Origin of the sequence: Bythopirellula polymerisocia (assembly GCF_007860015.1) — a bacterium.
In the GTDB taxonomy this organism is placed as follows: domain Bacteria; phylum Planctomycetota; class Planctomycetia; order Pirellulales; family Lacipirellulaceae; genus Bythopirellula; species Bythopirellula polymerisocia.
Window position 1 is genome coordinate 226,082 of the sequence record NZ_SJPS01000005.1, and the last position, 12,904, is coordinate 238,985.

The following is a 12,904-nucleotide window of genomic DNA, read 5'->3' on the forward strand; positions in this document are numbered from 1 at the left end:
AGCGCGTATTTCACGCGCGAATCACTTCTCACTCGTCGCCCGAGTCGCCCCCGTCGAGATTCCCCCATCGACTAGCAATGTCTGCCCCGTGACATAGCAACTTGCATCCGAGGCGAGAAACAACAGCGCCCCATCCAAGTCATGTGGTTCACCCGGTCGTTTGAGCGGAATGCGGTCCACCAGATATTCCACCCATTTGGGGTCCTCGTAGAGTATTTCGTTCTGCTTTGTTTTGAACCACCCGGGTGCCAAGCAATTCACGGTGATCCCGTGCGGCCCCCAATCGTCTGCCAGGCTCATCGTGAGTTGTTTGATGCCACCGCGACTAGCGCAGTAGGGTCCCAAGCCCGCGTAGCCAGCCACAGAGGTAACCGACCCGATATTGATGATCCTGCCGGAGTTCTGGGGAATCATGTGTCTGGCAATTGCCTGTGCGACAAAAAAAGGGCCGCGCAAGTTGGTGTCAAGGACCGTGTTCCAGTCATCCCAGGTGATGTCGAGCGCCGGTTTACGAATGTTGCATCCCGCATTATTCACCAGGATGTCGATCTTGCCATAGGCCTCGAAGGCTGCGCTTGCCGTTTGCTCAATGCTGCCAAGGTCGGTCACGTCAAGTTCCAGTGGAACTACGCGACAGCCAATGTCTGCTAGTTCTTTTTGGAAAGCATCCAGCGAGGCCAACTGCCGGCTCGTTATTACGAGTTCAGCACCAGCACTCGCCAAAGCACGGGAGAAGTATTGACCCAACCCACGGCTGGCCCCCGTGACGATGGCAACCTTACCACTGAGATTGAACAATTCTGTAGGTGACGGATTAATCATGGCTTTAACACTACCTTCATCAGACCGGGTTCGCCTTGGAATAATCGGTCGAACCACACTGGGCCCTCTTCAAGAGGTGCCGTAGCTGAAATTAACGGAGCAACTTGAACCGCCCCTGAGGCAATTAGTTCCAAGCATTCTGGGTATTCGCCGCTCGAAGCACAGGTGCCATATAACGAAAGCTCTCGAGTCACCACTGCCTGCAAAGGCAGGAGTACCTCAGGAGCGAGATTTCCCACTAAAGTGACGGTTCCTCTTCGACGGACCGCATGCACAGCCGTTTGCGCTGTCGCAGTGATCCCTACCACCTCAAATGCATGGTCTAGTTCTTGGCCTTTGTTTGCAGTCCATAGACGATCCAGTAGATCATTCTCGTCAGCGGTAAACGTTTCATCTGCGCCCAAATCTCGCGCCAGTTCTAGTCGTCGCTCATTCTGATCGACGGCCAGCACGCGACTACATCCGAAGTGTTTCAGCACCTGTACAACTAGCAAACCGATCATGCCGGTGCCAACGACTACCGCCGTTTCACCACGCGACAACTGAGAACGCCGTACAGCGTGAACAGCGACGGAAACGGCTTCTACTAGAGCAGCATGTTCCATAGCCAGTTCGTCGGGCAAGCGATAGAGAATTCTTGCCGGGACTACCACAAGCTCTGCAAATGCACCGTGGCGTCGGTACTCGCCACACGAAACACCCAGCACTTGCCGAGAATCACAAAGATTCACTTGGCCCCGCTGACAGAAACTGCATTTTCCGCAGGAGATCGTGGAATCAAAAGTGACTCGGTCTCGGATGCGGAAATCTGTTACCGAAGAACCAACTTCACAAATGGTCCCAGCAGCTTCGTGCCCCATCACGAGTGGTGGAATCCGCCGCCCCGTTGAGCCATCGAACCCGTGAATGTCACTACCACATATCCCGCAAGCCGCGACCTTCACGAGCACCTCATCCGCACCAAACGCAGGTTTCTCCAGCTCCGTGATTTCCAATTTGCCTGGTTCAGTCAGCAATAAAGCTTTCATGCATTTGCTCTCGACGCACAGGTTCACACCAAAGGTAGCAATGTTGCCATAAGCACGGTAAACAACATTCCCCCCAGCCCAGCCGACGCGAGCATCGGTGACCACGACTTCATGGCCTCGCGTGGTGTGAGGCCCCCCATGCGAGCGAAAATCCAAAAACCGCTGTCGTTCATCCAGACTCCGACCATCGACCCGCAACCAATCGCCGCAGCTAGATAGACCTTGTCATAGGCCAACGACATATTTTCTGTCATGGCGGCCAACATTCCACTCGCGGTTATCATGGCTACCGTCGTGGAACCCTGCGCGAGTTTTAGCATGCTGGTGATGCCAAACGCGAGCCACAAAAGGGCAATTCCTGTAACTGGAGTATTGTCCCCTGAGGCCAATGTCTGGATTGCTTCGGCGACGTTGGCCACCTTGAGCATCCCTCCAAAAGCCCCGCCCGCAGCGGTGATCAAGATGATCGGTCCCGCATCCATCAACGAAGTCTCCAGTAGTTGAGAGATCGTTGCTGAGTTGGCACGCGTTTGCCGCCGGAACACCCACAATGCCGCGGTGGCTGCCAACATCATGGCTAGCAGGGGATTTCCTAGAATGGCCACTGTTTGGACGAGCACATTCTGCGAATCCAGGTCTGCACGACTGACGATCGTATTTGTTGAGATTAACAGAATCGGTAACGTAATTGGCAGCGAAGCCGCCCACAAACCAGGTTGCGGCGTCTCAGGGGCAGCGTGATCATGCCCCAGGGGGCCCTGCTCAGGCGCATTGCTTAGCAGGAGGCGTCGATCAATCCACTGGGCATAAATCAGACTTACTAGCGTCACGGGAATTCCTACGAGGATTCCCATGAGAATCATCAAGCCAATATCCACGCCAAGACTATCCGCTACAGCCAGAGGTCCCGGCGTCGGTGGAACTAGGGTATGAGTCGCTGTTCCTCCTGCCCCGATCGCCAGCAGGTATTTGAGATAGTTTCGTTGAGTTCGCTGATGCATCGATTTGGCAATCGGGAACAGCAAATAAAACACTGTATCGAAGAACACTGGAATCGACAGCACAAAACCACTTGCAGCCAAGGAGATTCCGCCACGTTCCTGTCCAAACAGCCTTAGGCACGCTTGAGCGAGTCGATCGGCCGCTCCGCTATCGAGCATGCATTTGCCAATGACCACCGCCATCGCGATCGGAATGCCGATCTTTCCCACAGTTGTTCCAAAGGCTTCTGCCACCCGACTTATCTTCTCGACCACTTCGCCAGGAGCCAGCAGGCTCACCACGATGGCAGACGTCACCATGGCAAAAAAAGCGTTCAACCGCAGCACTACAATCATCCCCACAACAATCGCAATACCAAGAATCAGAATCCAAAGGGGAGAGAGAACGGGCATAGGCGAATGAAAACAAGCGGAAGAAGTGATTTATAAGTCCGCCCAGTATAGCGCAGAAACATAGAGCAAGAAACCCAATCTTCCCTGCTTAGCCGTAACCCGGATGGGAGCGCGAAGCTGTCTCGATGGGTCCGCGTTCTCAGATCTTTACCGACTCCGCACTCAGCTTGGTCAACATGTCTGTCAATTGCGTGCGAATACCTACCATGATGGGGTCTTCGGTTTGACTTCGATCCCGCTGGCTGGCAACAGGGATCGCCTGGCCGACTTGTACGACGGCATTCAGCGGGCCATGGACGCGAACATGATCGGTAAAGTCTTCCTCGAAGCGTTCAACGGTTTCGAGGATGTGCTCGGGAATGTTCTTCTCAGAGTTGCGTACATAGTTTCGCGGGTAGTGCGACATTTGCTGCACATAGTAGCAGGCCGCCAACTGCTTCCAACGGCGGCGACGTTCGTCCGGAGAAATATTGTTTTTAACCATGTCGGGCAGAATTGCCGAACGCAGCACTTTAACCCGCGAGACGATGCTCTCCCCGACGTCTTTGATCTGCCATTCCTTTTCCAGCTTAGCGAGTACGTCTTCCATGAGCGAGTCGACACGCTCGTAGAAGTCTCCCGCACGAGCATGGCCGAAGTATTCGATCTCTTTAAGCGACAAAAGAGCCTGGCCGATTTGTTGCAGTCGCCGCGTGAGTGTTTTCCCCTGCTGAGGATACCAAGAGAAATGAGATTCGATTTCTTCCAGCACGGGTTCGACCGTCTTGACAACGTCTCCCTTGAAGAAATAACGAATCGCAACTGGATGTACTACCACTCCACCGCGAGTACCAAGTTTTTCACGACGTTTGGCTGCGGTGCGAGCGATGAACGACGTGCCATCCATCAGCGGCATCAATACGTCGTTATGTCGCGAGATCGCCCCTTCCGCAAACACAACCAGTGGTCGCTTTCCCTCCACCAGGATATTTACCGCCGTGTCGATTGCTTTGCGGTCGATGCCTTCTCGGTAGACGCTAAATGCTCCCATGCGTCGGAGGACGAATCGTTTGAGGGGCTCCTGCTTAAATAGATGCCAGGAGGCCATCGCATGCATCTCACGCTTGATTACTCGCGAGACGTAGCCAAGTGTTAGTGGATCGGATAGACGGCAGTGATTGGGGGCAATTAGTAGGCTGTGGCCCGCATCGAGCGATTCCTGCAGCAGATGCACGTCGCGATTCTCAACGCTTTGGACGGCGAATGCCTTGCGCAGATAACGCTTGAGATAAAACTGCATCAGCCACGGCCAGAACTTGCCGTAGACCGGAGGCACGAATTCGTAGGGTTGATCGATGATGACATTCTGCATGCGTGCGGCCCGTGAAACCCGTCTAATGCGACAAATGTGATTAACTTTCCCCAGTCAGTAAAGTCTACTACTCAGCGGGGAGGGGGCTGTTATTGAGGGTGTGACGCTAGAATAACCTGGAATTCGATGTTTTTTCTAGTGCAACTCAGGGAGTGCCTTGCGCCGGGCTGCCGATACTAGGATTGCAGCTGTTGGCCGTGAGAAATGAAAAACTGTCAGGTCCTTCGTTTTGAAAGCTACCCGAAAAGTACTCCGACCACGCCGTGAAGGGGCCGACCGTCAGGCGGTTCGCTGGCAGGAGGATTTTGCGGACTATATTCGCACTGAGTGCCATCTGGCTGCAAATACGGTAGAGGCCTACCGCCGAGATTTGGCTCGATTCTTTAGCTGGCTGGGATCACGGCGCCTTCAGAGCCTGTCGGTTAACGATCTGGCGGAATACCCTGCCTGGCTGGGGGAGAAGCAGTTATCCCCGAAGAGCATCACGCGGCATGTGGCCTCTCTGAAGGTGTTCTTTCGTTTTGTGCAACTCGAAGGTGCTTTGACTGACAATCAAGCGGAACTATTGGGGACGCAGAAACTCTGGCAGAAGGTTCCCCAAGTACTGTCTGTCTCGCAAGTGGAATCCTTGCTCAGCGCGCCGCGGAAGTCGGATCCCTGGTGGCTCAGGGATCGGGCAATTTTGGAATTATTGTATGCCACGGGCTGCCGAGTATCGGAACTCGCCACATTGAAGCTGGCGGATATGCATCGGGCTGAACGCTATTGTATCTGCCATGGCAAGGGGGACAAACAGCGGATCGTACCTCTGGGCCGTCGTGCCGTTGAAGCGGTGGAGCGCTATCTTGCAGATGAGCGTCCACAACTAGCGGAACGCGGCAAGGCGATGAGCGATGCCCTGATTCTTTCGCCACGCGGCACTGGATTACGCCGCGAGCGTATCTGGGAGCTTATTAAACGCTACGCCCTGCGGGTAGGCGTGCCGAGTGAAATAAGCCCTCACTCCCTCCGCCATAGCTTTGCTACGCACTTGCTTGCGGGAGGGGCTGATCTGCGACAGGTACAGGAAATGCTTGGCCATGCCAGTATCGCGACGACCCAGATTTACACCCATGTGGACCATACCCGGCTCAAGAAAGTACACCAACAATTCCACCCAAGGGCATAACCAGCGAGCTAGAAGCGTGATCGCCTGGAGATGTCTTCAATTGCTAAACGTGGAATCGTGAGAGTATCTCCATGGCATGCCATTTGAGTACGGTCACGTGCCCTGCGCGAGGATCAATCGTGAGATCGCTGCCGGCAATCTGTTGGTTGAAATAGTGTCCCATGGTTGGATGCGCAATTCGGTCGCAGCCTCCCTGCCAGATCGAAACGCTAACTCCTTGGATTGAGCAGAGTTCGAATCCCCAGCAACTTCCCAACAGTTGAACGTCGGTTACCACTCCTTCAGGCCCACACTGAGTTGCTTCTCTTAGCATCGTAACCAAATGATTGTAGTAGCGAGGATTACAGAGGATAAGTTGCTTATCCGAGGCTGTCCAATCCTTGCTAACTTTGTCGACGACCTTGTCCGGCCGACGATCAAGGCGACGCGAGATCAACCTCACCCCAAATCGTCCCAGCCGAGGGTGATTGCCGAGAAAGGCGATCGAATTGTCAGCCGTCCCCGGGCAAACGCCAGGAGCGTTGGGCGGCGTGTGACCCGAGACGATCGCAACATGCGTAAGCCTCTCGGGAATTTTCAGTGCACAGGCAGTTGCGTAGGGCGCGCCTCCAGAGAGGCCAAGAACTCCAAACGAAGAGTTGGAGTATCCCAAGCAGTCAGCCAACTGGACGACCTGTCGAGGCCAATCCAAAATGCAGCGTTGCGGCAGGTATGTCGAACTTCCGATGCCGGGCCGGTCTATCGCGATGAGTCGGATCCCTGTCTGGCAAGCTTCCTCCTCGATTAGCCCTGCTTCAATGCAAGAACCTGGTGTGCCGTGGAAGTAAAAGACCAGCGGACCGGATGGCTCGCCGAATTCGCAATAGCTAAGAACGCATCCGCTGGGAAGCCGCGCGCGACCTCTGCGGTACCGGCTAGTAACGGCAGCTCTGGCCAATTGCCCTGAAACGGCAGTTGTGAGGAAAGCAGCCGAAGCGACTAGGGCTGTGCGTCGAGAAATCATGTTATTTCCGGGATGAAAGTCTGGGTAGATACTTCATATCGACGCCCCGAGTTGAGGAAGCACAATCCCGGACCGCCTGTGAGTGTGGCATGTTTTATACCGAGATTATAGATCAGCAAGCCGGCCGACAAGGCAGCACCAAGACGAAAAAGGCAAGCAAAAATCCGAGGCTGGCTGGTTCTGGAACAGTCAGACTGAAAGCTGACGCACTAAGACCCGTGAACTGACGCTGCCAGGCGAGAAAATCGTTACCATCCGAATCGCCATCCGAATCGGCATCTCCTCCAGAGGTTGAACCGTAAGCGGCTTGCCAAAATCCCAAGTCTGTGGCGTCGACGAAGGTATCCGAGTTAAAATCCGCCGACGAGTTGCCGCTTGGGCCAAAGAGGAAGAGGCCTGCATCTCCGTTCGTAAAGTCGGCTCGAAAGAGTAGCTGGTTCTGATTGTTAAAACCGCGCACGGGTCGATTGACGAAATCGTCGGACAGCAAACTCAATGCTGCGATAGTACGTCCTGCAAGCTGGTCACCTTTGCGAGCGATGAGTTGTGGAGACCCAGCAGAGGGCAAGATCCAAATGCCTGTGTTATTAGCAGAACCAACACCACCAGGCCCTAACTCCAGAGTTGCCACGACGACGGCACTGCCGGTGGCATTGGCAGTGAGTTCGTCGAACGTTGCAAAATTCGCTCCGGCGACTCCTGAAACACCTCCACTGCCGGTACGTAGCAGCAATTGGTCAGAACCGGTGGCAAAAGACCATATCCCTCTGGCGTTTTGCGTGGTGACTCCCCCCGAGCTCGTGTTCATTGTTGCCGAGACAATGAGCGCCCCGTTATCAGCAATATAGGGATCATCAAAGGAGGAAAAGCTCGCTCCTGGGACATCAGGGACACTTACCGTATTGGCAACTGCCACGAGCTCCCCTGTCGTGTCGTACCTCCAAAGTCCTTCGCCGCTAGTTGAATGGTCAGCCCGAAATGCGACCTGGCTAGAATTATTGATGACGGGATTGCCAAACAAGCCAAAACTGCCGGTCGTGCCTGGCGCCATGCCTACTCCTTGTCGCGCGAGTAACTCGCCCGTCGCGCCGGTGTAACGCCAAACCCCATTTCGATTGTCTATAGTTATCGCTCCAGCCATCTTCATGGTTGCCTTTGCGACTCCTTGGATGAGGTTGTTGATGCTCGGATTTCCGAATGCTTCAAAGGTTGCACTTGGAACGCCAGGAACTGCGGAAATCATTTCCCGTACTATCAGGTTCCCAGCGGAGCCTTGATAAAACCAGATCCCTCGCTCGTTCAGATTCGTGACAGTTCCTCCAGAGAGTTGGGCATCAAAGGCCAAATCTCCGTTCTCTGTTGTGCGGATCACATTCGGTATCGAAGAGAATTGTCCACCAACGACCCCGGGAGCGTCCCCCGCGCCTTTGCGGGCCAATAGCGTATCGCCTCCAGTTGAGAATCGCCACAAACCTTGATCGGTGCTGGTAGCAACCCCTCCAGGACCGACTGCGAGTGAACCCCGAAGAAGTACGTCTCCAGTATCGGCAATCGCCACATCCGAGAAATTTGCGAAATTTGCACTTGCTACATTGGGAACCCCACCACTGCCTTCCCGAGCCCGCAGTGCAATCGTGCTTCCAGTGAAAGTGTAGAGCACCTGATCGTTGGCCGACGTAACTCCTCCCACGGAATTTTGCAGGCTAGCCAGGAAAGCTCCTTGTCCGTTGGAATTAAGAGTCAGATGGGTGAAGGAGTCAAACTTTGCACCCAAAATACCACTCGCGTTGTCACCACTGATCGCGACAGTACTAATGGCTGCATGAGAGGATGAGCAAAACGTGAGAAGAACTAATAAGAGGACAGACATCGATCGCATGTTGTGAATCTCCAGGCAAGAATGAATCGGATGACGTCAAATTTGTTGTAACCAATCGTATGAAAACCCCTTGCAGGTTGCAAAAAGAAAATCTGGTGAAAGTAGATAATTCTTGAACTCGTCTCCGCGTCCTGTTGGAAGATAGCTCTATCTATTGGCAGGTTAAGAACTTGTGGAGATAGTTGCCAACTCCTGAAGCAGCACTGGGGACATTCAACCACGTAGGAAGAATAAAGCAACGGAGCCGAGCATTAGGGTCAACCGCAGAATGGACGGTTCAGGAACTGCTATCTCAGCAGCCGTCAGTGGCACACCTAGTCCAAACTCCCGCTGCCAAGTGAGAAAGTCTTGACCATCGACGTCGCCATCTTCATCGGCATCTCCGTCCATGTATGTGGCACTGTTCATGCCGTATCCAGCTTGCCATCGGGTGAGATCGGCAGCATCAACGTCCCCATCGAAATCGAAGTCGGCACTGTATTTGCGTATCGCTTCGAGAGTGACGCTATTGGTCGCATAAAGAATTTTATAGTCAATCGCTGGATTCAGGCCCATGATATTCACTGCGTCGAAAGTTCCAGTAATATTTGTCGCATAGATGATTTCAAACATATCCCCCAATTGGGGTTGAAAGACACCGCCGCCAGTATCTATCTGTTCGATCGAAAGCATGCCATCGACATTGACCGTCTCGCCAAAGATCTTGTCGAATAAATTGGTATGTGTGCCCCCAATTTCAAACTCGACCGTGGAAGAGTCAGTTAATTGATATGTGCCAAACGTCGGCACCGAGTGGATGTTGCCGAGGCCAATCAAGTGGTTGCCATTGATTCGCACGTTCTTGAGATTATTAGTGCCCGAAAGAGTTCCGTTGATATCAATGAGATTGGCCGGACCATCTCCCACAATCTCGCCAAGATTTATAAGATTGCCATTGATCTGGCCGATGCCGGTGATCTTGTGATTGGCCTGCTGTGTAAGCGACTTGCCCGCAGCAATTGTGATCTGGGCGCGATGTTGCGTGTTGTTCAGATCAATCATGCCGTTTCCGGCTAATGACATCGAATTGTCTCCATCAAAGAGAATCGTGTGGGAAACATTGGCGAATTGAGGATTCACTGTCATGAGGCCATTGTTTGCAAGAGAACTGCCGTGAACAGTGAGCTGTACGGTCGGTTGAGCACGGACATTCAATGCACCCTCAATCGTGACATCGGTAAACGTAACTGTACCTCGAACTTCTATGCGACCCGTCCCCGAGGTCTCGACGCGTCCACGATTCAGTCCGCTACCGGAGTTGAATTGGATGAGGCTATCTTCAGCAATCAAGCGACCGGAGGCGGTGTCTTGGTTGAGAGAGATCCCTGTGGCAATGTCCAATACGGTGCCCGGCAATGCGCGGATAATGTGATTGTTGGCTTTTGAAAACCCTGAAAGCGTCAGCGTGGGTGTAGGTACGCCCGAAGCTGGGCTCACTTCGATTATGCCGTTGTTTACCAGCTCTGCGGAGAGGATTCCCTTACCGCGAATCACGTGAGTAGCGCCTTGAGTCAACACAGCAGGTGAGAGTGTCTGAAGAGTTCCATTGTTGAGGATTATTTCTCCAGTCCCATTGAGAGTCATCGAGTCGTCAAAGCGAATTGTTCCTCCACTAATGGTTCCGTTATTGGTGAAATTTGCCCCTTCAATCCCCAGGAATACCCCGGCGTTGACAGTAGCTTCATTAAGAACCTCTCGAAAGCGGGCACCATTGGTGCCGACGACGCTGATCTGTCCACCTGAATTGGATTCCAGCTTCCCACCTATAATCTTTGTGCCATCAAGTGTGATAAAGCCGGTATCCGCCACGATTCGCCCTGCAGTCCCTTGTGTGATGAGAGATGTCTTTACATCCAACTGTCCTGAGGGGGAAGAGGTCAACAAATTCTCATTGAACTGCTGATTTCCAGCCAGGATCAACGGGAGGACTCCTGCTCCATTAGGATTTAGCGCCCGAATCGTCCCCTCATTATTCAAAGCCGCGTTGATTTGCCCCGTCCCTTCGATCGTGTGATTGGAGCCATGATTGATTTGTGAGGAGGACTCGATAGTCGCACCGCGGGTCATTGTGAACGGAGGAGTTCCAGAGAAAAAAGGCTTGTTTAAGACAATCTTGCCTTTGCCACTAATCGTCGTAGTTGTGCTGAGAAGGATGGTTGTCAGGTCGTCGAGCTGGTCGCTGTTGACAACAATCTCGCCAAAGTTCGTTAGCACTCCGCTAGTTATAGTCAGATCATTTCCGCCGAGCATGTTGATCGTACCACCGTCGGTCACGACGAGGGTCTGCACTAGACCATTCACGTTGAGAACTGTAGGAGCGGGTAAGCCGACGATGGCCTCGTCCATAAAGTTAGGAGGGTTGCCCGGTGGGTTCGACCAATTGGCGCTATTATTCCAATAGTCGTTGACCCCCAACCCAGTCCATGTGACCGTCACTCCCATACTATAGGCGATCCCTAGGCATCCCCATGCAAGAATTGCCATTCCCGGAAAGGTCAATTCACGGCAAGCCAGAAATCGTTTAGAGAGGGTCATTTGTACGTTCCCTATCAGTGAATAATCCGATGGTTAAAAAACGCTATACTATATAAGCATTGTATTTGATTGCAGCATGCAAAGCACGTAGTGGGATAGAAAACAAGGAAAAACCGCGATCTCTGTCTGGGAATATTGAACACGCCAGCCGACCCGCTTCTACAGCAAGGGCCCTACCAGACGAGCGAAATTTTCTGCTACTCGCTGTCTGGTCGGTCGATTTTCCCAGGCGGCGAGGTCCATCAGTTCTGATTGATCGAGGTATTCTTGCTGCAGTTTTCGGAGTTGAACAGTAAACTCCCGGTTGTAAATTGCGAGAGAAATCTCGAAGTTTACTCGCAAGCTCCGTGGATCGAGATTTAGTGATCCGAAGAGGCTGAATTCTCCGTCCACTGTGACGCTTTTGGTATGCAGAAGCCCCCCCCCAAAGTTGGCTATGCGCACGCCGGCTTTGAGCAAATCTCCCTTGAAGGCTTGGCTGGCATAGCGGACCAGTCGAGAGTCCACTTTTTTTGGAACGATGAGGATTACCTTAACACCTCGCTCGGCTGCCGAAGCGAGGCCCATCAGCAGTGAATCGTCCGGCACAAAATAGGGCGTTGTAAGAATCAATTCTTTCTGCGCAGCATAGACGGCCGTCACGAGCACTTGTTCGATGGAACCTCCCGTGTGGCCGGGACCGGAGGGAAGAATCTGCACGGCCGCCTCAGCAATTTTGGGCTGAGGCGAGGCGTCTCCGTTGTTCTGCAGGTCTTCGAGTTGTTCGCTGGATTCAACGAACCAGTCGCTTAAGAAAGTAATTGCGAGGGGTTCGACGGTAGGACCTTGCAAACGGACCATGGCGTCGACCCATTGCCCAACGCCCGAGTCCTTTTTGAAGTAGCGAGGATCTACGAGATTCAAGCTTCCCGTATATGCGACCTTTCCATCGATTACAACGATCTTGCGATGCAATCGAATATCCAGACGCACGAAGGCCACGCGCATAAGCCCACCAGCTAGTGCCTCTTGAATGTGGACACCCGCTTCACGCATTTCATTTGCCAGGGGACTTCGGAGAAACGGCCGACTTCCCATCGCGTCCAATAGCACGCGGCAGTCTACTCCTCGCTGGCTGGCGCGAATCAAGGCCTCTGCTACCTTGTTGGCCTCGCCTCCTAAGTGCCAGATGTAGAATTCCAGATGACAAGTGCTTTGGGCAGTGTCGATGTCTGAAATTAAATGCTCGAATACAGCTTGCCAGTTGTCGATCAATTCGATTTGGTTTCCTGGCAAGACCGGTAATCCGAATGCCCGCTGACCGAGTTGCGCTAGTTGCTTGTGCTCCGTTGTGAGCCGCAATTGGTCGTCTTCGAAGCGGTTCTCCAGTCCTGCTAGCCAGTCGCGAAACGGGGTCAGCAGCTTCTCAGATCGTAGTACTCGGTGCTGGCCCAGTTTGAGCTCACCCAGGATGACGTACAAAGCGGGACCGATGACAGGAAAACCGAAAATAATCAGGACCCAGGACAGCGTTTCGCCTACTGGTCGTCGTCGCATCACCATGCGAAGCGCTAGCATGACCTGGACCGCAAGGTGAGCTAGTATAAGAAGCAGGTAGACAGGCCAGTGCACATGTTTGAGGTATTCAAGCATGGAATTCAGTATGCCTCGAGATCGGCTGTGAAATGCGCCGGAGTGCCTTCAGA

The 12,904-nt window shown here is 53.2% G+C and carries 9 protein-coding genes; 1 reads left to right on the plus strand and 8 read right to left on the minus strand.

The window, feature by feature from the left end; all coding sequences use genetic code 11:
• Nucleotides 1-21: 21 nt before the first annotated feature.
• The 4 genes from Pla144_RS16785 to Pla144_RS16800 all read right to left on the minus strand — a co-directional run bounded on the left by Pla144_RS16785 (nucleotide 22) and on the right by Pla144_RS16800 (nucleotide 4,595).
• A complete protein-coding gene (locus Pla144_RS16785) occupies nucleotides 22-822 on the minus strand; it encodes an SDR family NAD(P)-dependent oxidoreductase (protein ID WP_146451855.1) in 801 nt (266 codons plus the stop codon).
• Entirely contained in the window at nucleotides 819-1,850 is a 1,032-nt protein-coding gene (locus Pla144_RS16790) for a galactitol-1-phosphate 5-dehydrogenase (protein WP_146451856.1), read from the minus strand. Before Pla144_RS16790 ends, Pla144_RS16785 begins: the two co-directional genes overlap by 4 nt.
• A gap of 23 nt (nucleotides 1,851-1,873) precedes the next feature.
• A complete protein-coding gene (locus tag Pla144_RS16795) occupies nucleotides 1,874-3,244 on the minus strand; it encodes a GntP family permease (RefSeq protein WP_146451857.1) in 1,371 nt (456 codons plus the stop codon).
• 139 nt (nucleotides 3,245-3,383) lie between these two features.
• Nucleotides 3,384-4,595: a lysophospholipid acyltransferase family protein gene (locus Pla144_RS16800; protein WP_146451858.1), complete on the minus strand. Its 1,212-nt coding sequence runs from the start codon at nucleotides 4,593-4,595 to the stop codon at nucleotides 3,384-3,386.
• A gap of 229 nt (nucleotides 4,596-4,824) precedes the next feature.
• Between Pla144_RS16800 and xerD the strand changes: the two genes are divergently transcribed.
• A complete protein-coding gene (xerD, locus tag Pla144_RS16805; RefSeq protein WP_146451859.1) occupies nucleotides 4,825-5,763 on the plus strand; it encodes a site-specific tyrosine recombinase XerD in 939 nt (312 codons plus the stop codon).
• A gap of 43 nt (nucleotides 5,764-5,806) precedes the next feature.
• On the opposite strand, the gene Pla144_RS16810 is transcribed toward xerD, so the two are convergent.
• From Pla144_RS16810 to cls, 4 genes are all read right to left on the minus strand, one after another.
• Nucleotides 5,807-6,766: an alpha/beta hydrolase gene (locus tag Pla144_RS16810; protein ID WP_146451860.1), complete on the minus strand. Its 960-nt coding sequence runs from the start codon at nucleotides 6,764-6,766 to the stop codon at nucleotides 5,807-5,809.
• Nucleotides 6,767-6,878: 112 nt separating this feature from the next.
• The gene (locus Pla144_RS16815; RefSeq protein ID WP_146451861.1) at nucleotides 6,879-8,645 is read right to left on the minus strand and encodes a DUF7453 family protein; all 1,767 of its coding nucleotides are present in this window, start codon (nucleotides 8,643-8,645) and stop codon (nucleotides 6,879-6,881) included.
• A gap of 213 nt (nucleotides 8,646-8,858) precedes the next feature.
• The gene (locus Pla144_RS16820) at nucleotides 8,859-11,219 is read right to left on the minus strand and encodes a hypothetical protein (protein ID WP_146451862.1); all 2,361 of its coding nucleotides are present in this window, start codon (nucleotides 11,217-11,219) and stop codon (nucleotides 8,859-8,861) included.
• A 159-nt stretch (nucleotides 11,220-11,378) separates the two neighbouring features.
• Nucleotides 11,379-12,851: a cardiolipin synthase gene (cls, locus tag Pla144_RS16825; RefSeq protein ID WP_146451863.1), complete on the minus strand. Its 1,473-nt coding sequence runs from the start codon at nucleotides 12,849-12,851 to the stop codon at nucleotides 11,379-11,381.
• Nucleotides 12,852-12,904 lie beyond the last annotated feature (53 nt).